Source organism: Mucilaginibacter flavidus, assembly GCF_024055575.1.
GTDB lineage: Bacteria > Bacteroidota > Bacteroidia > Sphingobacteriales > Sphingobacteriaceae > Mucilaginibacter > Mucilaginibacter flavidus.
In genome coordinates, this window is the sequence record NZ_JAMXOE010000022.1 from 28,651 (window position 1) to 48,573 (window position 19,923).

Below are 19,923 nucleotides of genomic sequence, written 5' to 3' on the forward strand. Positions count from 1 at the left end.
GGCTACGTTTTGCCCGTTGAAGCAGGTGGTTAGTGATGGAAATTTGTACTTTTAAGTTATTGTTGATTGGTTAGTCGGATACTTGTCGCTTTGTTACCTGTCAGCGAAAAAGGAAAACGCTTGAGGGAGCGGGAACAATCCCCTTAATAAAATTATCAAAAAATGAACAATTGGAAAAAAATCAATTGCATTATTATACTTGTTTTAGCAGTTCTCACAGGTCTTAAGTATTATTGTGAATACCTGGATTTATTAGGGAATCAATACTTACCTGATGGAGCCAGATTTTTTTTCGTTGCTTTCTCAGTTGGCGTATGTCATTTTGTTTTGTTGTTAATTTCAATAAGAACTAAAAATTACTCGAGCGCAATTTTAGATTTATGTACTGGTTTTGCACAAACATTAGTAATAGGTCTTCGTGGAAAAGCTATCCCTTACTACGGTATGTTTATGAGCGCATCTGTCATTTTAATAATATGCATCTCAATGATTATACAATTCGTAAAAAAACGAAAATTATCGACGGTGGACTAGCCAATCAGCGCGTCTTCTTGGGTATATTGATACCGAGGGTCATTGATTAGCGTGCTGGCAACCTGTCGCTTTATTAGCTGTCAGCGGGCCACAAGCGGCGCCAGAATTATTGCGGAATGGCCGGCTTGATAGACGTTCTTTTAATTTAGCCTTAGGTAATGTAAACCACGTGGTCATCATGTCACGAGTACCCGACCTCTGCGGCCGGCGCTGCATTCTTGCGCAAGAGGGGAATTAGGGGCTCTAATTTTTGCAATACTCTTTGATTAAATCTGCTGTTAAAGCAACTCCTCCAAGATTTTTCGCCTTATTTAAGTCACCGCAAACCGTTGCCATTTTTTTTAGGCCAATATTAGCCATTGCCCGGTAGCAATAAGCAAAAGGATTATCGTCGTTAAGTTTAATCGATTCATTAATATCATTTAATGCTTTATCATATTGTTTTAAGCCGATATATCCGTAGCCTCGGTTATTGAGCAGCGCCCCCCTCCATGATTGATCCTTAACATATTTTAGTCCCTCATTGGCGAAGCTTATAGCATCGGTATATTTGTTTTGCTGTGCGGAGTAGTACGATAAATTGTTGTATATATAAATGTCTTTGCCGTCTACCAGCAAGGCTTTTTTTAAGATGTTGATGCAATTTTCATAATCTCCGCTCTGGCCGTAACAATAGCTTAAGTTGAGATAACATTCCATATTCTTAGGCTTTAATATGATCAGTTCTTTAAAGTCTTTGGCTGCTGTATCGAATTCATTTAAAGCAATATAGTCCTCACCCCTCAATTCTAAAAATTTACCAACCAATGTATCATGCGCTGCAAGTTTTCGTAGGTTGTTAGTGCAAACATCTGCCGATTTAAGAAATTGTTTGTCTTTATTAAGCTGGAGTGCCTCCGCATACCCACCTTGTTGAATATTGTAAAAATATGACGATAAAACAGCGGCTGCGGTGATAACAAGTTTCATTAACTATAAATGAGCGAGAAATTGATGGTACAATATAAAGAAAAGCACTTGATAATGCTGCATTTTGTGCAATTGAGATACTAACTCTCCTGCAATTTACCCTTCAGAATGTGAAAGTGTGATTTAAAATGAAAAATAGATTAACAGGGCGTTGCCTGCGGCCGGGCTTTCCGCTTATACTGCACAGGCCTTAGCCACGGGCCGGTATCCGCTGCAATCCCTAACGCAATTGTCTGAACTATGATTTTTAGGATTAAGGGATTGAAGGATGTCGCTTTGACCCGCCAACTGATTTTGCTATTTTTATACCTTACACCATGACCATTCAGGCGCGAGTATGCAGCGCAAAGGCGTTTAGAGGTGGCGTACTTCGTGGCCCCCTTAAGGTAGCCCGCGTTCTTAACAATATTCCAATAGCCCTCCATACAAACAAAGCTGGCTATTTTTATGATGCGTAATTTGTAATTTTAACGTATTGCTGATTAGCTTGCTGGCTACCGATCGCTTTATTACCTGTCACCGGGCTACCCCAATAAATCGGGGCGGCGGCGAGAAAGGAAAAACGCTTGCGGGAGCGGAGTATCACGACTACATTCTTAAACGAAAAAAACAATAGCGGATGAAAAAGACCATTTATATACTCAGTGCACTTTTGTACTTATTTGCCTTCTTTCTGATAATATTATTCGGGGCGTCCGGACATTCTATTAGTTTAAAGGATGCGGAGAACGTACTGTATTTAATTTTGATCGGGCTTTATTCATTGACAGGTACATTATTAATAATATTTCAGTGTAAAGAAAGACCCGCCCTAAGAAATGTGTTAATCTTGCTTATTTCTTTTATATTGCTCTCTTTTATATATTTCTTTTACGAAATATTGCAAGTAAAGATCGGGGATTATGCTATTGTTATCCCGCTATTTATCGTATTAGCAATCTCTGGTTTATCAATAAAAATTTTGTTCGGCCTGTTCCGGAAACCTGGCAGCGAGAATAATTCCGGTAATTGAGTTCAAGCGATAGTTGTCGCTTTGTTACGTGTCAGCGGGGCACCCCGATAAATCGGGGCGGCAGCGGAGAAATGAAAACGCTTGCGGGAGCGGAGGGGGTATGGCAATGGATTAAGGATAAATGGGCTGGGTTTAATGAATATATGGCAATACACGGCAATGATCTTTAAACAGGATTAAAAATTTATTACAAATGGACATATATAAAATGTTTAGAATATTTATAGCGTTACTGGTAATTGGAACTATTGGTTGCACTGGTAATTCGCTGAGAAAATCTTCCGATACTTCACTAACTAATGCACGTTTAAATAACTTTAAAATTCCCGATTCTGGAAGTAAAATACCTATTCCTGACACCTCCGTAAACGATAGTTCAAATAATGAAAATGATACCCCAACACCGGATGAGGAAAGGAAACGATTATCAGGAACGTATGGCGATATTAAAATGATTGATTCAACAATTATCGATAAAGAAGATACCCTATCATTTCATTTAAAATATTACTGTCTGAAAGAAATTAATATCTTAGTACCATATAATGATGACGAGAAAGGCACAAAAAATTTTGTCACTCATCCGTTTGCCTCGCATATACTCTTGATACATAATGGAGACACTGTTCTGAAAAAACAATTTCAAGCAAACAGTTTCAGCCCGTTCTTTAAGGATAAGTTTGGAGGCCATATAAAAAAATATGGAAGTATGTCAATGCCATACCTTTCCCGGGGAAATAAAGATAAAACGCATATTGTATTGATTTGTTCAATTGGAATACCTTCGACCGATATCGGAATCGATCTCTATTTAATAATAGAAAAAAACGGACGTTATAGTATTGTGGAGAAATACCCTTAATCAGGCGTAAGTATCGAGACCTGGAAATAGCGTTGGGTAGTGTACTCATTCGGGCGCGAGAATGCTGCCAACGCCCAAAGAGGTGGGGTACTAGTGTCCTGCGTTTTAGGTAGCCCGCGTTCTTAACAACATTCAAATAGCCCGCTTTACAAACAAAGCGGGCTGTTTTTATAATACAAAACTTGTAGTTTTAAAACATGAGCCGCAATTAAAAATTCCACAATCCGGAGGGAATATATTTTATAAGTTTCGCCATCGTGTTTTGGGTTGATGTATTTGTCAGCAGATTATCATCACCTACTTACACTTACAACAAATTTAATAGGTTTATAATCAGTGTATTTCACAGCGTTCCGGGTGTTCCGTGTGCAAAAATGGAGCGCTTTGCCAGCGCGTAACCAGCCGGCAGGAATTTCCTTTAAACGGCCTGCATCCACTATAAGCCTGTTAAAAGCGTGGAACAAATTCCCCGAAAATTGCTTAATTGGCTGATAATCAATGCGGCTAATTCTGATATAAATTCAAGCGATTGATAATTTGCATGTTCCATGGTGTTCCACCTGTTCCGCAGAAAAACGGAACGAGGGGCACCACAAATTCCAGCATAAAAAATACGGCGCCTCGGCGTTTCTTGGGATGATTTTAGCATATTGTTCGCCTATCGGCGAAATAAACGCAAATCACAACAAAAAGGGAACAATCCCTACTGCCGCGTTATAAGTTGTTGAAATACAATAAAAGCACAAAAAACTACAACAAAGACCTCCTTTTTTTCGTATAAAAGCCCGTTAAATGTGACAAACGCAATGTTATATTAAGCAAACGGACTCATTATTAACAGATTAAATTAACATTAATTAGGAAAAATTAAATGAAGTTTCACAACATTTTCGGAGTACAGGATGACGGGAAGACAGCAGGATTATGTAGTTATTTCTTTGTTTTAGGATGGTCTGTATCTTATTTTGGCTATCATCAGATTGAAAAAACCAGTTATAGCAGTTTCCACTTAAGGCAAACCTTGTTTTTATATATCTCTTATGTGGCTATCCGTTTCGGATTGCTAACCATTTTAGATAAGGCCGGTTTGCTAAACCACACGCTTTCATTCAACAACCTGGTTGTTTTTACAAATGTGGTTTTTGTTCTGCTTTGGATAGTAGGGTTAACCGGAGCCAGCAGTGGCAAAGAAAAACCGATACCGGTTTTTGGCAGGATTGCGCAGACTGTATTCCGCGGCATTTAATAAAAACTAAAAAACTCACTATAAACAAAGGCTTCCAAAGTGATTCGGAAGCCTTTGCTATTAATAAGCCCGGCGGATAATAAAAAGATTTGAACTGCGCCATTTAAGCTAGTAGCAAAGTGTTTCATAGTGTTAGGCGTAAATATTTAATAGCCAATGCGCTGTAACAAACCAGCGGGTAGTACAGTCTTATCATTAAGTTTTTTGTTATTTTATAATATGGCCGTTAAAACCAGTTACCGCGAAAATATCTCCATTGCTCTGCAGTCCATAGCGGGCAACAGGCTGCGTACGTCGCTTACGGCTTTAATTATTGCTATAGGCATTATGGCGCTGGTGGGTATTTTAACGGCCATTGAGGGCGTTAAACAATTTACCAATGATGCATTTGCAGGCCTCGGCGCCAATTCATTTACCATACAAACCCGCGGACGAGGTTTAAATTTCGGCAACGGCGGCCATCGTAAGGTTTATCCTTCCATTCGTTATGAGCAGGCCGAGCGGTTTAAAAAAACATTTACGTTGCCATCGGTTATTGCCATCAACCTGCAACTTTCTGGTACCGCTATAGCCAAGTATGGCAATCAAAAAACCAACCCCAATATATCGGTAAGCGGCTCCAACGAAAATTATTTAGTTACCAGCGGACAAAAACTGGCATTCGGTCGCAATTTTTCGGCAGCAGAGATGGAGCATGGCACCAACGTTGTAATGATTGGTAACGAGATAAAGAAAAAGCTGTTTAAAAACGAAGATCCGGTAAACAAGCTGGTATACGTGGGCAATAACGAATATAGGGTTGTTGGTGTGTTCGCATCGAAAGGATCCAGTGCCGGTTTTGGGGGCGACAAGTTTTGCGTGATACCAATAACTAAGGCAAACCAGCTTAAAGACTCATCGCACTCCGCATTTAGTATTACCATAAAAGTGGCCAACCCGGGTGCGCTCAACGCCAGCATAGGCGAAGCCACATCCCTTTTTAGGAACGTTAGGGGCTTGCACGTAGCCGATGAGCCTAATTTCGAAATTGAGCGTAGCGACTCTATACAGCAGGAGCTATCCGGCCAGATGGCCTATATGACCATGGGAGGGGCAGCGATAGGCATTATAACACTTATTGGCGCGGCCATAGGTTTGATGAACATCATGCTCGTATCGGTAACTGAACGTACCCGCGAGATAGGCCTGCGCAAATCATTAGGTGCAACACCTGCTATTATACGCAAGCAATTTTTAATTGAAGCCATTGTAATATGCCTTATTGGCGGCGTGTTGGGGATTATTTTAGGAATGGCTGTAGGTAACCTCATCGCCGTTAGCATTAGCGGCTCGTTTGTAGCGCCGTGGAAATGGCTGTTTGGCGCCATTGCCCTATGTACGGCCATCGGGCTTATTTCAGGCTTCTATCCCGCCAAAAAAGCGTCGAAATTAGATCCTGTTGAGGCGTTGAGATACGAATGATGTCGGATTTCGGATGTTCGATTTCGGAATTTTTAATTCGGAAGTCGGAATGCCGATTGCGGAATCTTCACAAGAAGCTATAATGGCAATTTTGTTGAAAACTCTCTAAATCCGAAATCGAACATCCGAATTCCGAAATTATTTCAACAATGTATTCTTTAACGGATAATCAAAAAGTAACTTCTCCAGGTAGGTGGTTTTTAGCGCATTTTTAAATGCTTCGGCGTGCCGCGGGTGGTGCATATCGCTCGAGATAAAATCTATCAACTGATTGTCTATCATCTCTTCAGCAATTTTTCGTGCGCCTGCGCCGTAGTACCCCGTTAGCGATATTGTATTCAACTGGAAGTCAACCCCCCATTCATGTAACACCCGGAGCTGATCGATATCCATATAGGGGTAACGCTCAGGATGCGCCAGTATAGGCTTATACCCCGCATTGCGCAGCTTACTGATTACGGGAATTGTATTAGGGGGTTGGTTGACAAACGAAAACTCAAAAAGCACATAATTATCCCCCATTATCATCAATTTATTTTCGTCAACCCGGGCTTCGAAAGTTTCATCAAAATAATGCTCGGCTGCTGCCTGTACTTCCACATCAATATTTTCCTTTTTCAACTCAGCTTTAAGAACATCAAGGGCTGCGTTTATTGTTTCGGCTGTATTACGGTAATAATCAACCATTATATGAGGGGTAGCAATAAACTTTCTTATGCCCACGTCCATCATTTGTTTAATAAGGAAGATCGATTCCTGTGGGGTTTGTGCTCCGTCATCAATTCCCGGCAAAATATGCGAGTGCATATCAACCATCAACGTGCTGTAGTCGAAGGTGATTTCTCTTTTTGCTTCTTTCTTTTTAAATAACCCAAACATTTTTTAGCGATCGTTATATTGCTCTAAGTAGTATTGCTGGTAATGGCCCGAAGTAACATCGTTAAGCCATTGCTCGTTAGCAAGGTACCAGTCAACGGTTTTTTCCAGCCCCTCTTCAAAAGTAATTGACGGTACCCAGCCCAAATCATTTTTGAGCTTTGATGCATCAATAGCATACCGCAAATCGTGTCCAGCGCGGTCGGTAACAAAAGTTATCAGGCTTTCTGATTGGCCTGCGGGTCTGTTCAGTTTAGAATCAAGCACCTTGCACAAAAGCTTTATGAGGTCGATGTTTTTCCATTCGTTATGTCCACCAATATTGTAGGTAGATCCAGCCTTTGCTTTATGGAATATTACGTCAATGGCCCGTGCATGGTCTTCAACCCACAGCCAGTCGCGTATGTTTTCGCCCTTGCCATAAACGGGCACAGGCTTCATTTGTTTTATATTATTAATTGCCAGCGGAATCAGTTTTTCAGGAAAATGAAATGACCCGTAGTTGTTTGAGCAATTTGAGATTACCGTATTAAGGCCATAGGTATCGAAATATGCACGTACAAAATGGTCGGACCCGGCTTTTGATGCCGAGTATGGTGAGTGCGGGTCGTAGCCGGTTTCTTCGGTAAACATTCCTGTATCGCCAAGCGTGCCGTATACTTCATCTGTAGATACGTGGTAAAACCTGGTTTCATCATAACGCCCTTTCCAGGTAAGGCGGGCAGCGTTTAGCAGGTTTACGGTACCCACCACGTTGGTCATCACAAAATCAAGCGGGTTGGTTATCGATCGGTCTACGTGCGATTCGGCAGCTAAATGTATTACAGCATCCGGTTGTTCATCAACAAAGAGCTTTTGAATAAAATCAACATCAACTATATCGCCTTTTATAAATTTATAATTCGGCTCATCCTCAATATCGCGCAGGTTGGCCAAATTTCCGGCATACGTTAATTTATCAAGGTTTATTATCTTGCAATCTGGGTAGGTTTTTACGAAACGCCGCACAACGTGCGACCCTATAAAACCTGCACCACCGGTAATAATTATCTTTTTCATCAAAATATTGCTTTTGTTGTTTGTTATTGTAAGTGTTCATCAAGCATCAAAACACACCAATCACCTCGTTTTATGAGACTGATTATCTTCACAATTATCAAATCAATTTTTGTTTCGGCTGTTAAGCCAAATTAAAGGAACATACATATTATCACACTAAGAGGGGTTTTGTGATATGTATTTTTCCCATTCCCAGGCCGATGCCATCATAGTATCAATGCCCAGTTTTGCTGTCCAATTTAAAATAGTTGTTGATTTGGTTACATCGCCCCAAACCTTCTCCACGTCACCTTCGCGGCGGGGGCCAATTTCGTAATTTAATTTCACACCGGTGGTGTTTTCAAATGCCGCAATTATTTCCAACACTGTATTTCCGTTCCCGGTTCCTATGTTAAATACGTCGTAACCTTTAAAATCGTTGTGCGCCATTAATTTTAAAGCGGCAACATGTGCTTTAGCAAGGTCAACCACATGTATGTAATCGCGCACGCAGCTGCCGTCTTTAGTGTTGTAGTCGTTACCGAAAACGGTTATTTTTTCGCGTTTGCCAATGGCCGTTTGTGTAATAAAGGGCACCAGATTTTGCGGTACGCCGTTTGGCAATTCGCCAATCAATGCAGTTTCGTGAGCGCCTACCGGATTAAAATATCTTAACGCAATCACCTTATCGGCATTACCTGCAGTTACTGCATCTTTTAAAATTTCTTCGGCTATTTGCTTGGTATTCCCATAAGGCGATTGTGCCGGCTTAACCGGAGCGTCCTCTGTTACGGGTAATATATCCGGCTGGCCATAAACGGTACAGCTTGATGAAAACACAAATTTCACCGGGTTTGCGCTATACGCGCGCAGCAAATTTACCAGCGAATAAATGTTAGTGCGGTAGTATTTTAACGGGTTGTGTACTGATTCGCCAACAGCTTTAAACGCGGCAAAGTGTATAAGGCCATCAATATCAGGCTCAGCGGCTATAAAGTCATTTAATTTTTGTTCGTCGCAGAGGTCAAACTGGTAAAAAATGGGCTTAAACCCTATAATTTTACTTAACTGGTCAAGTATTTTTATGTTCGAATTCGAAAGGTCATCAATTATTACCGGCTCGTAGCCCGCCTCAACCAATTCAACTACCGTGTGTGACCCAATGTAGCCTAACCCGCCTGTTACTAATATTTTAGACATTAACTTTTGTTATAATAGGTGAAATCTTTGTGCTGTATTTCTTTTTCGGGCAACGATTTAAAATATTCGTAGGTGATTTTCAAACCCTCGCTGCGCGATACCTTCGGCCCCCACCGTAAAATACTGCGTGCCTTGGTAATATCAGGTCTGCGTTGTTTAGGGTCGTCAGTCGGCAAAGGTAAGCTTATCAATTGCTGGTCGGTGCCGGTTAGCTTTATTATTTCTTCACCAAATTCGCGAATGGTTATTTCATCAGGGTTGCCAATATTCATCGGCTGGGCATAATCGCTGAATAATAACCGGTAAATGCCCTCAACCAAATCATCAACATAACAAAACGAGCGCGTTTGCGACCCGTCGCCAAACATAGTTAACGATTCGCCGCGCAAAGCCTGGCCAATAAAGGCAGGTAGTACACGTCCGTCATTAAGCCGCATGCGCGGGCCATAAGTGTTAAATATCCTGACAATGCGGGTTTCCAGACCATGAAAAGTATGATAAGCCATGGTGATCGCCTCCTGGAAGCGCTTGGCTTCGTCATAAACGCCGCGGGGGCCAACGGGATTAACGTTACCCCAATATTCTTCGGGTTGCGGGTTTACACTCGGATCACCATAAACTTCGGATGTTGAGGCTATCAGCATGCGCGCTTTTTTTGAACGAGCCAAACCTAACAGGTTGTGCGTACCCAGCGAACCTACTTTTAAGGTTTGGATAGGTATTTTTAAATAATCGATAGGGCTGGCAGGCGATGCGAAGTGCAATATATAGTGCAAATCGCCGGGCACGTATACAAACTTCGAAACATCGTGGTTATAAAACTCGAAATTTTCCAGCTTAAATAAATGTTCGATGTTGCGTAAATCACCGGTTATCAGGTTATCCATTCCAATAACATGGTATCCTTCGGCAATAAACCTGTCGCAAAGGTGCGAGCCCAGAAAACCGGCTGCGCCGGTTATCAGTATTCTTTTACGTTCTGTCATTTGCCAATTGTTTTACGCCCTATGCTACTGTAATAAAAACCACAATCGTTCATCCGGTCAAGGTCGTAAAGGTTACGCCCGTCAAATATAACAGGAGCCTTTAACTTTTCCTTCATAAAATCAAAATCAGGCGTTCTAAAAACTGGCCATTCGGTTACAATCAACAATGCATCAGCATCGTCAAGGGCGGTATACCTGTCGCGGGCATAACTAATCTTATCGCCAAGCAACTTTTTAACGTTTGGCATACCTTCAGGGTCGTAAGCAACAACTTTTGCGCCGGCGGCCAGCAAGTCTTCAATTATATATAAAGCGGGGGCTTCGCGTATATCATCGGTTTCGGGCTTAAATGCCAGGCCCCAAAGTGCAAAGGTTTTGCCTTTTAGTCCGTCTTTACCATAATACTCGCGCAGTTTTACAACCAGTCGTTTTTTCTGGGTTTCATTAACTTCCATTACCGAGTTTAATATTTTAAACTCATAACTATTTTCTTCGGCCGCTTTTGCCAGCGCCTGCACATCCTTAGGGAAACAACTGCCGCCGTAACCAACGCCGGGAAACAGGAAACGCTTGCCAATGCGCGCATCGGCCCCAACGCCCTTACGCACCATGTCCACATCCGCACCAACAAGCTCGCACATATTGGCAATTTCGTTCATAAATGTAATTTTTGTTGCCAGGAATGAGTTGGCCGCATATTTCGTCAATTCCGACGAACGCTCATCCATATACAATATCGGGTTACCCTGGCGTACATAAGGTGCATATAGATCGCCCATTATCTGGCGGGCCTTTTCGTCCATGGTACCTATAACTACACGATCGGGTTTCATAAAGTCTTCAACGGCAACCCCCTCGCGTAAAAATTCGGGGTTTGAAACCACTGCAAACGGTACGTTGGTATTGGCCTTTAAAACAGCCGTAACCTTATCAGCCGTACCAACCGGCACCGTTGATTTGGTAACTATAACCTTATATTCGGTAATCAGCTTGGCAATATCTTTCGCCGCGCCAAGCACATAGCTCAGATCGGCTGAGCCATCAGCGCCCGGAGGAGTTGGCAATGCTAAAAAAATGACTTTTGCCGGTGCTATTGCCTCAGCAAGATTAGTTGTAAATGTCAATCGTTCCTGTTTAATGTTGCGGTGGAACAACTGGTCGAGCCCGGGTTCGTAAATCGGCATTTCGCCGGCGCGCATCTTGTTTACTTTTTCTTCAACAATATCAACGCATACAACCTCATTACCGGTTTCGGCTAAACAAGTTCCGGTTACCAAGCCTACATAGCCTGTTCCTATAACAGCAATTTTCATAGATATTATGTGTTTTTAAGTGGCTATGAAGCTAACGTGAGCAGTTGTTTGTTTTTTATGGCTTGCTCCCGATGGTTTCATAGATTTGTTATTTTTTTGTGATTACATTTATCCCCGCGAAGTTACTAATTCATACTATAAAATGCTTTTAATATATAATGTCGGGGTTCAATTATATTTCCTGGCAGTTTATTTAGCTTCATTTTTCAGCCCTAAAGAAAAAGTTCGGATTAATGGGCAACAGTCGGCTGTTTATACGTTTAAGTGGGTGAATTTTGTTTCATTTTGCTTCATTTGACGAACTTGAACAAAGGTTTGCCTTTCTTAAAGCAATTAAAAGCAAAAAAATCCTAATAATAAAATAAATATCGCATTTTTTTTATCGGTTGGATACAAATATTGCAAAAAATAACACAATGTAATGCATTTAATATATAATATCGGGGTTAGATTTTATTTCTTGGGGGTTTATTTGGCTTCTTTTTTCAATTCTAAAGCAAAACTTTGGATTGAAGGGCGGAAAAACCAGTCATTTATAGGTTTAAATGGATGTATTTGGTTTCATTTTGCGTCGCTGGGCGAATTTGAACAGGGCCGGCCTGTTTTGGAGCAATTAAAATTAAATAATCCCGAAAGTAAACTAGTCATCACCTTTTTTTCACCCTCGGGATACGAAATTCGCAAAAATACGCCGCTGGCTGACGCTGTTTATTATTTACCGCTGGATACGAAGGAAAATGCCATTCATTTTATTGATGAACTGCAACCCAAAATGGCTGTTTTTACAAAGTACGAGTACTGGTATCATTTTTTTAATGAAACGCACAGGCGCAATATTCCGCTGTACATCATTTCAGGTATTTTCAGGCCGGGGCAGGTGTTTTTTAAATGGTATGGCAGCCTGCACCGGGAAATGCTAGGCTTTGTGAGCCATTTTTTTGTGCAGGATGAAAAATCAAAAGCATTGTTGCAGCAATTAGGGATAACGAACGCTACAATAAGCGGCGATACCCGGTTTGACAGGGTATGGGCCAATGCACAACAGCCTAAGGAAATTGCTTTTATTAGCGATTTTAAAAATGGCCGGAAGACGTTTATAGCAGGCAGTACGTGGCCACAGGATGAGCTATTGATTGCCGCCCTGGTAACGCAATATCCTGATTGGAAATTCGTCATCGCCCCGCACGAAATAAGCGAAGAAAAAATAAAAAGGCTTACCGATATTTTGCCAAAAGACAATTTTGCAAAGTATTCACAACTTTCTTCGGCCGAATCTCTAATCTCTGATCACCAATTTCTGATTATTGACAACATCGGTATGTTGTCGTCGCTTTATCAATATGGCGATATTGCTTATATCGGCGGAGGCTTTGGCGCCGGCATACATAACACATTGGAGGCTGCCGCGTTCGGTTTACCGGTAATTTTCGGCCCCAATTATTCGAAGTTTAAAGAAGCAAGAGATTTAATTGAGCTACAGGCCGGTTTTAGCATTGCTAACGAGGCAGAGTTGAAATCTGTTACTGACGGTCTGATTAAAAATGATGCATATAAAGTTGTGGGCGAAAAAGCAAAGGCTTACGTGGAGGCACACACCGGCGCAACAGCTATTATTATAAACCTCATAGAAAAAGAAACACCGGAAGCCTGAGCTGCCGGTGTTTACTATCATTTTTATAACAGGCAAATGCAGGTTAATCTTTTATACCGAGTAACTGTTGCATCTGTTTGTAATTTTTGGGGTCAATTGAGCCGATTGTATGTACACCACCGGGAACAATAACATACCTGAACTGGTGTGCATTAGATATGCTGCCGTAAGCGTTGGTACTGCTGGTTAGTGTTATCCTAACATTGCCCACTGTACAAAGGCCCGACCATGTATCAAGATTTGGGGTGGCGCCGCTCATATAGTTAATAGCAATAGGTAGTTGACTAACCTGATCAGTCGGCCATATAACCGGGTTGTAACCATTTAATTTGCCATATACAAATACGGCGCCTTTGTCTAAAATAGCCTGGGTAATTTTTGAGGCCGCTATATCGGCTGTAAAATTGATTGTTCCAAAAACTGTTGTTTTTGTATAAGTGGCCGGGGTATACCAATCGGAGTAAATTACGTTGGCTGTTCCCGGGTCGCCTTTAGGGCCTTTTAGGTTAATTGGTGCCGACCATGCTCCACCTGCTTTGGGCCCGTAAAATAAATAACCGGTAACATCCAAATAATAATCACCGTTAATACCCACCGATGCTGCCGGTGCGCCGCTGCCACTGTAAATTTTTGATCCCGCCGCCCCGGCTGCTCCGGTAAGCCCGGCTGCTCCCGTAGCGCCTTTTAGGTTTGTAGGTGTTCCCCAGCCGGCAGCGCTTTTGGGCCCATAAAAATCGCTGTTAGCGGTATTCAGGTAAAAATCGCCGTTAGCACCAATAGTAGTTGCCGGAGCCGCTGCACCTGAGTATATTTTTGTACCATCGGCACCGGTTGCCCCGGTTGGGCCGGTTGCACCTGTAGAACCTGAAGGGCCCGATGGGCCAACTGCACCATCTTTCCCGCAGGAAGTAAAAATTATGGCCGCAGCCATTAAAACAAATAAAGGGGTTTTTAAATTTTTCATAACAGATTGAATTTTGTGTGTTGATAATTGATTGCTAAACATTATTTGATATTTGTATTTTAGTAATAAATAGCAATGCAAAGTAAGTGGGTGCGCAGACTGGGCACAAGCGTGTAATCACCGGATTGTCAGTGTTAAAATACGTCATAGTCGCTGCGTAATAACCACATCAACTATCATGTCTTTTGGTGTTTTTCCTTAATTTGAAGCCGATGCCTATGTGGGAATTACGTGCTGGGGGCCGCCAGGTTAAATGGGATATATTAACTTGCACCTAATGTTGACTCCTAAAAACAATAAAATTATTTATCGGCTAATGGACTGGTATGTAAAGTTTTTGGTGCGCACTAAATTCCAACAGCTTTTATTTAACCCTATCGAGGTTGATAAAAATAAGTCGTTGCTTGTTTTGGCCAATCATTTCAGTTTTTGGGATGGTTTGATTATGCATTGTGTAAACAAGCGGCTTTTTAAAAAGAAATTTCATGTTATGGTAAACGAGGCCACGGCCTATAAGCTCGGCTACCTGCGATACGGAGGCGCGTTTTCTATTCACAAAAACTCCAGGGATATTCTTGAATCGCTGGATTATGCAGCAAAGCTTTTGGATGAGCCCGGGAACCTCGTACTGCTGTTTCCGCAGGGCAGGCTTTTTTCGAACTTTGTTGACGATATGCGTTTTGAAAAGGGGGTGTTGCGTGTAATTAAACAAGCTGCGGGTAAATACCAGTTAATTTTTTCGGCTACATTTATACAATTTTATAAACACAGGAAACAAAGCATCAACGTATATTTAAAAAGTGAAAAGGAAAGCTTTGCCGATAAGGAAATCGGTGAATTAAAAGAGGCGTACCAGCAGCATTATAATGCCGCTAAAAAACTGCAAACCGAAATAGATTTATAACAGTGCTAATAGCAATATCCATCACCCTGTTTTTTATTATACTGCGCTTTAGCGTAACGCTTTTTAATTTCATCTCGAACCCTAAGCTTACCCGCGTAAGCAGGCACTATACCGACAAGGTATCGATACTTATACCCGCCCGTAACGAGGCCGGCAACATTTTAGCTTTGCTGCAGTCGATACAAAAACAGGACTATGAAAACTACGAGGTAATTGTTTATGACGATAATTCGACCGACAATACTTATAAAATATGCGCCAAATTTGCCGCCGCTCACCCGAATTTTAGTGTAATTAATGGTGATGAACTGCCCGGCGATTGGTTAGGCAAAAATTACGCCTGCCATCGGCTGGCAATAAAAGCGCGTGGCAAATACCTTTTGTTTTTAGACGCTGATACTATTGTGCACAACCACCTTATCAACAGCGCCGTGCACCGAATGTATATAGGCAGGCTCGGTTTGTTAAGCCTTTTCCCCAACCAGGATATGCAAACAACAGGCGAAAAGACAACGGTGCCGCTGCTTAATTTCCTGCTGCTTAATTTGTCGCCGCTGCGTTTGGTTTTATTAACAAAGTGGCCTTCGGCGGCTGTAGCCTGCGGGCAGTTTATGCTTTTTGATGCACCGGTATATCACGAAAACAAATGGCACCAGCAGGCAAAGGATAAAGTGGTTGAAGACGCGGAAATTATGCGACTGGTAAAGGTTTCAGGCTGCAACGGCGAAGTACTGCTGGCCAATAACATGATAAACTGCCGAATGTATAAAAGTTATAACGACGCCATAAACGGGTTCAGTAAAAATGCTTTGGCAGCATTTAACTATAGCATATTGGGCATGCTGATTTATATCCTGGCCATTATTGGCGGCCCCATGATTGTGTTAATGACGCTCAATTTCAATCTTATCTTTTTTATGGCCGGTCTTATTATCCTGCCACGCATAATGATTTCGCTGGCATCGGGGCAAAATGTGGTGTACAATATTATTTTACATCCCATTCAGATGGTCAACCTCGCCATTATTGCCTTTTTATCAATTCAAAAATACCTGACCAGGACGAATGAATGGAAAGGGAGAAAAATTTAGTGCCGCGTTAAATACCATCCCATGATTTAAGAAAGCGATTTTAAAGTGTTAAAAACACTCAATATAACACAATTGTAAAAAACTCAAAGCATGACATAAAGAAAACAATGGCTTAAGGCTGCTGTTGTTAACTTTGAAAGCGATATTTGTGCTTATTATTCGTGATTTATATTATATAAATATTGATATTTACAGCGCAAAAATCTGTATTCAATTAAACATACGTTACCGCCAACCAATTTAATGAAATCAACCCCTCAGCAATTGAAAGTACTCTCCATTGATATTGGAGGCTCGCATATTAAAGGAACCATCCTTAACGCACAAGGCGAATTGCAAAAAAAGTACGAAAAAATACCGACACCCGTGCCTGCAAGCCCCGAAAATGTGATAAACGCCATTAAAGCCCTGGTGAAGGATTTTCCTGAATTTAACAGGATCTCGGTTGGTTTTCCTGGTTATGTACGCGATGGGGTTATTAAAACTGCTCCAAACCTCAGCAACGAACTTTGGAAAGACTTTGATTTGGCGGCAACGCTGAAAAAGGAACTTGGCCACGAAGCGCGGGTTGTTAATGATGCGGATATGCAGGGCCTGGGCGTGGTAAGTGGCAAAGGCCTCGAGTTGGTTATTACACTCGGCACAGGTTTCGGCACAGCATTGTTGCTTAACGGCAATTTACTGCCGCACCTTGAGTTTTCACACCAGCCGGTTGGCAAATCAAAATCGTACGATAAATACATCGGTGATATTGCACGCGAAAAAGAAGGCGATAAAAAATGGAATAAGCGTATGCAGAAGGTTTTTGATACACTGAAAACAGTTTTCAACTACGATTTCCTTTACATCGGCGGCGGAAATTCAGACATACTTACCTTTAAGCTGGATGATAACATGAAAGTGGTCTCTAACGCCGACGGGATTAAAGGCGGCGCCAGGTTGTGGACTAACGACGACGCCCCTGAAACAATTGAACCGGTTAAAATCAAAAAAAAATAAAATCAATCACTACACTATAATGAGCTCGAACACACAAGACATAGAAACCCTTGGAATTAATACCGCAAGGATATTAGCGGCAGATGCAGTACAAAAAGCAAACTCAGGCCACCCCGGAACGCCGATGGCGCTTGCCCCAATGGCGCACGTGCTATGGACAAAGGCAATGAACTACAATGCGAAAAACCCGGAGTGGGCTAACCGCGACAGGTTCATTTTATCGGCGGGCCATGCCTGTATGCTGCAATACGCGTACCTGTACCTTACCGGTTACGACCTTAGTTTAGATGATATAAAAAACTTCCGCCAGATGAACAGCAAAACCGCCGGTCACCCCGAGTATGGTTTATGCCCAGGTATTGAAGTAACTACAGGTCCGCTTGGGCAGGGTTTTGCTAACGCAATAGGCTTTGCCATTGGTCAAAAACATTTGGCTGCCCGCTATAACAAGCCCGGATTTGACTTGTTCAACTATAAAACATACGTTATTTGCAGCGATGGCGATATGATGGAAGGCGTAACTTCCGAAGCAGCATCTATAGCTGGTCACCTGGAATTGGGTAACCTCGTCTTTTTATACGATAACAACCACATTTCGATTGAAGGCAGTACAAATATTGCATTTAACGAAGATGTTAGCGCACGTTTCAGGGCATATGGCTGGCATGTACAGGATTTGCCTGATGTTAATGACATACATGCTTTAGAACTTGCCGTTGTAAATGCCAAGTCTGAAGCGCAAAAGCCTTCATTAATAAACGTACGTTCGCTGATAGCTTACGGTAGCCCTAATAAATCAGGAACTGCCGGCTCACACGGTTCGCCGCTTGGCCCGGATGAAATAAAACTGGTGAAAGAGTTCTTCGGTTTTGATCCTGATAAGTCATTCGAGGTTTCTGACGAAGTTTTGGATTATTACCACAAAGCCGGATCGAAAGGTGCAGCCAAAGAAGAAAAGTGGAACAAGCTTTTCGCCGATTATAAAGCCAAATATCCGGAACTTGCTGCCGAATACGAATTGTTAAGCAGCGGCGGCCTTCCTGAAGGCTGGAAAGATTCGCTGCCGGTATTTAAGTCGACCGACCCTAAAGTGGCAACACGCGTAGCATCGGGTAAAGCATTGAATGCCATTGCTGCCAAATTGCCAAACTTAATTGGCGGCGCGGCAGACTTAGCCCCATCTACCGAAACTAACTTAAAAGAATACGACAGCTTTACTTCGGAAAACCGTGCCGGACGCAATTTCCATTTCGGTATCCGCGAACATGCTATGGGTTCGGCTATGAACGGCATGGCCTTAACAAAAGGCGTTATACCTTTCGGCGCTACCTTCCTGATGTTTTCTGAATATATGCGCCCGCCAATCCGTTTGGCAGCCATTATGAAGATAAACCCGATTTTTGTTTATACGCACGATAGTATCGGCCTGGGCGAGGACGGAACAACCCACCAGCCTGTTGAACAACTGGCATCTTTACGATCGATACCAAATATTACTGTTATACGCCCGGCAGATGCCAATGAATCTGTTCACGCGTGGCGCGTTGCCGTTGAGCACAAAGGTGGCCCGGTTGTGTTAATATTTACCCGCCAGGGCTTGCCAATCCTCGACCAGGATAAATATGGCAAAGCAGAAAACGTTGAAAAAGGCGCCTATATCCTTTCGGAAGGCAGCAAAGGGCCTGATTTAATCCTGATTGCAACCGGTTCGGAAGTAGCACTGATAATGCAGGCACAGGAAAAACTGGAAGCAGAAGGTATTTCAACCCGCGTGGTAAGTATGCCAAGCTGGGAACTGTTTGAAAAACAGGATGCAGCATATAAAGAAAAGGTGTTCCCCAAAGCAAGCCGCAAGCGTTTGGCTGTCGAAATGGCATCGCCAATGGGCTGGCACAAATACACCACCGACGAAGGCGACATGCTGGGCATGACCACCTTTGGTGAATCGGCACCGGCAGAAGAATTGTATAAGCACTTTGGCTTTACGGTTGATAATGTTGTTGCAAAAGCAAAGGCACTGTTAAAATAGTTTTGAGACGTGAGATCTGAGATTTGAGACGGAAAGCGGTTTTAAATCTCACGTCTCAAATCTCAAATCTCATATCTATCCCTATGAACTGGCAAAGCGATTTCATAAACAACCTGCACTGGTCTGATACCATTATTAACAAAGAAGGTAAGGAACGGGTTGCAGCCAAAATTGCCGAAAAGGTTAAAGATGGTGATGTGCTGGGCGTTGGCTCCGGGTCCACAGTTTTTATGGCTTTATTTGCCATTGCCAAAAGGATCAAGGAAGAAAAATTGAACATTAAGGCGATACCGACCTCTGTTGAAATCAGCATGGCGTTAACCAACCTTGGTATACCCATGACCAGCCTATACGAACACCGGCCCGACTGGCTTTTTGATGGCGCCGATGAGGTCGACCCCAACCGCAGCCTGATAAAAGGCCGTGGCGGCGCAATGTTTAAGGAGAAACTGCTGATTAGCAGCAGCCCGGTAAATTATATCATTGTAGACGAATCAAAGCTGGTTGATAGACTGGGCAGCAAGTTCCCGGTACCCATCGAGGTTTTCCCGTTGGCTTTACTGCATGTGGAAGAAGAATTAAAAAAATTGGGCGCCCGGGAGTTGATTTTGAGGCCGGCAAAGGGCAAGGACGGCCCGGTTATTACCGAAAACGGCAACCTGGTGATTGATGCCTGGTTTGATAATATTCCGGATGATATGGAGTTGCGGATAAAAGCGATAACGGGCGTGATTGAAAGCGGGCTTTTTATTAATTATAATGTAGAGATTTTGATGGCGTAGCGTTTT

General features: G+C 42.4%; 16 protein-coding genes. 9 read left to right on the top strand and 7 right to left on the bottom strand.

The window, feature by feature from the left end:
* Positions 1-777 precede the first annotated feature (777 nt).
* Entirely contained in the window at positions 778-1,503 is a 726-nt protein-coding gene (locus tag NAF19_RS24020) for a tetratricopeptide repeat protein (protein WP_252792897.1), read from the bottom strand.
* A 1,205-nt stretch (positions 1,504-2,708) separates the two neighbouring features.
* On the opposite strand from NAF19_RS24020, the gene NAF19_RS24025 reads away from it, so the two are divergent.
* The 3 genes from NAF19_RS24025 to NAF19_RS24035 all read left to right on the top strand — a co-directional run bounded on the left by NAF19_RS24025 (position 2,709) and on the right by NAF19_RS24035 (position 6,084).
* Positions 2,709-3,377 carry a hypothetical protein gene (locus tag NAF19_RS24025; protein WP_252792898.1) on the top strand — a complete coding sequence of 223 codons (669 nt, stop codon included), beginning with the start codon at positions 2,709-2,711 and terminating at the stop codon, positions 3,375-3,377.
* Positions 3,378-4,248: 871 nt separating this feature from the next.
* Complete coding sequence (locus tag NAF19_RS24030; RefSeq protein ID WP_252792899.1) at positions 4,249-4,623, top strand: hypothetical protein; 375 nt, start codon at positions 4,249-4,251, stop codon at positions 4,621-4,623.
* Positions 4,624-4,842: 219 nt separating this feature from the next.
* Positions 4,843-6,084, top strand: coding sequence for an ABC transporter permease (locus NAF19_RS24035; RefSeq protein ID WP_252792900.1), 1,242 nt, complete (start codon positions 4,843-4,845; stop codon positions 6,082-6,084).
* Positions 6,085-6,222: 138 nt separating this feature from the next.
* Here NAF19_RS24035 and NAF19_RS24040 read toward each other — a convergent pair whose 3' ends face one another.
* The 5 genes from NAF19_RS24040 to NAF19_RS24060 all read right to left on the bottom strand — a co-directional run bounded on the left by NAF19_RS24040 (position 6,223) and on the right by NAF19_RS24060 (position 11,497).
* On the bottom strand, positions 6,223-6,963 hold the full coding sequence (locus NAF19_RS24040) for a tyrosine-protein phosphatase (RefSeq protein ID WP_252792901.1): 741 nt from the start codon (positions 6,961-6,963) through the stop codon (positions 6,223-6,225).
* Positions 6,964-6,966: 3 nt separating this feature from the next.
* On the bottom strand, positions 6,967-8,019 hold the full coding sequence (rfbB, locus tag NAF19_RS24045) for a dTDP-glucose 4,6-dehydratase (protein ID WP_252792902.1): 1,053 nt from the start codon (positions 8,017-8,019) through the stop codon (positions 6,967-6,969).
* 156 nt (positions 8,020-8,175) lie between these two features.
* Positions 8,176-9,198 carry a UDP-glucose 4-epimerase GalE gene (galE, locus tag NAF19_RS24050; RefSeq protein ID WP_252792903.1) on the bottom strand — a complete coding sequence of 341 codons (1,023 nt, stop codon included), beginning with the start codon at positions 9,196-9,198 and terminating at the stop codon, positions 8,176-8,178.
* Positions 9,198-10,184, bottom strand: coding sequence for a UDP-glucuronic acid decarboxylase family protein (locus NAF19_RS24055; protein ID WP_252792904.1), 987 nt, complete (start codon positions 10,182-10,184; stop codon positions 9,198-9,200). Before NAF19_RS24055 ends, galE begins: the two co-directional genes overlap by 1 nt.
* On the bottom strand, positions 10,181-11,497 hold the full coding sequence (locus tag NAF19_RS24060) for a UDP-glucose dehydrogenase family protein (RefSeq protein WP_252792905.1): 1,317 nt from the start codon (positions 11,495-11,497) through the stop codon (positions 10,181-10,183). The genes NAF19_RS24055 and NAF19_RS24060 overlap by 4 nt, the downstream gene beginning before the upstream one ends.
* A gap of 472 nt (positions 11,498-11,969) precedes the next feature.
* On the opposite strand from NAF19_RS24060, the gene NAF19_RS24065 reads away from it, so the two are divergent.
* Positions 11,970-13,148, top strand: a complete 1,179-nt coding sequence (locus tag NAF19_RS24065) for a 3-deoxy-D-manno-octulosonic acid transferase (protein WP_370362914.1) — start codon at positions 11,970-11,972, stop codon at positions 13,146-13,148.
* A gap of 43 nt (positions 13,149-13,191) precedes the next feature.
* On the opposite strand, the gene NAF19_RS24070 is transcribed toward NAF19_RS24065, so the two are convergent.
* Complete coding sequence (locus tag NAF19_RS24070) at positions 13,192-14,112, bottom strand: collagen-like triple helix repeat-containing protein (RefSeq protein WP_252792907.1); 921 nt, start codon at positions 14,110-14,112, stop codon at positions 13,192-13,194.
* 277 nt (positions 14,113-14,389) lie between these two features.
* On the opposite strand from NAF19_RS24070, the gene NAF19_RS24075 reads away from it, so the two are divergent.
* The 5 genes from NAF19_RS24075 (at position 14,390) to rpiA (ending at position 19,917) form a co-directional block, all read left to right on the top strand.
* Positions 14,390-15,016 carry a 1-acyl-sn-glycerol-3-phosphate acyltransferase gene (locus NAF19_RS24075; RefSeq protein ID WP_252792908.1) on the top strand — a complete coding sequence of 209 codons (627 nt, stop codon included), beginning with the start codon at positions 14,390-14,392 and terminating at the stop codon, positions 15,014-15,016.
* A gap of 2 nt (positions 15,017-15,018) precedes the next feature.
* Complete coding sequence (locus NAF19_RS24080; RefSeq protein ID WP_252792909.1) at positions 15,019-16,107, top strand: glycosyltransferase family 2 protein; 1,089 nt, start codon at positions 15,019-15,021, stop codon at positions 16,105-16,107.
* Between the two features lie 243 nt (positions 16,108-16,350).
* Complete coding sequence (locus NAF19_RS24085) at positions 16,351-17,106, top strand: ROK family protein (RefSeq protein ID WP_252792910.1); 756 nt, start codon at positions 16,351-16,353, stop codon at positions 17,104-17,106.
* A 19-nt stretch (positions 17,107-17,125) separates the two neighbouring features.
* Entirely contained in the window at positions 17,126-19,135 is a 2,010-nt protein-coding gene (gene tkt / locus NAF19_RS24090; protein ID WP_252792911.1) for a transketolase, read from the top strand.
* Positions 19,136-19,218: 83 nt separating this feature from the next.
* A complete protein-coding gene (gene rpiA, locus NAF19_RS24095; RefSeq protein WP_252792912.1) occupies positions 19,219-19,917 on the top strand; it encodes a ribose 5-phosphate isomerase A in 699 nt (232 codons plus the stop codon).
* Positions 19,918-19,923: the final 6 nt, after the last annotated feature.

Coding starts and splice junctions, on each gene's coding strand:
- NAF19_RS24020 (WP_252792897.1), bottom strand. CDS start 1,503: ATGAAACTTGTTATCACCGCAGCCGCTGTTTTATCGTCATATTTTTAC.
- NAF19_RS24025 (WP_252792898.1), top strand. CDS start 2,709: ATGGACATATATAAAATGTTTAGAATATTTATAGCGTTACTGGTAATT.
- NAF19_RS24030 (WP_252792899.1), top strand. CDS start 4,249: ATGAAGTTTCACAACATTTTCGGAGTACAGGATGACGGGAAGACAGCA.
- NAF19_RS24035 (WP_252792900.1), top strand. CDS start 4,843: ATGGCCGTTAAAACCAGTTACCGCGAAAATATCTCCATTGCTCTGCAG.
- NAF19_RS24040 (WP_252792901.1), bottom strand. CDS start 6,963: ATGTTTGGGTTATTTAAAAAGAAAGAAGCAAAAAGAGAAATCACCTTC.
- rfbB (WP_252792902.1), bottom strand. CDS start 8,019: ATGAAAAAGATAATTATTACCGGTGGTGCAGGTTTTATAGGGTCGCAC.
- galE (WP_252792903.1), bottom strand. CDS start 9,198: ATGTCTAAAATATTAGTAACAGGCGGGTTAGGCTACATTGGGTCACAC.
- NAF19_RS24055 (WP_252792904.1), bottom strand. CDS start 10,184: ATGACAGAACGTAAAAGAATACTGATAACCGGCGCAGCCGGTTTTCTG.
- NAF19_RS24060 (WP_252792905.1), bottom strand. CDS start 11,497: ATGAAAATTGCTGTTATAGGAACAGGCTATGTAGGCTTGGTAACCGGA.
- NAF19_RS24070 (WP_252792907.1), bottom strand. CDS start 14,112: ATGAAAAATTTAAAAACCCCTTTATTTGTTTTAATGGCTGCGGCCATA.
- NAF19_RS24075 (WP_252792908.1), top strand. CDS start 14,390: ATGTTGACTCCTAAAAACAATAAAATTATTTATCGGCTAATGGACTGG.
- NAF19_RS24085 (WP_252792910.1), top strand. CDS start 16,351: ATGAAATCAACCCCTCAGCAATTGAAAGTACTCTCCATTGATATTGGA.
- tkt (WP_252792911.1), top strand. CDS start 17,126: ATGAGCTCGAACACACAAGACATAGAAACCCTTGGAATTAATACCGCA.
- rpiA (WP_252792912.1), top strand. CDS start 19,219: ATGAACTGGCAAAGCGATTTCATAAACAACCTGCACTGGTCTGATACC.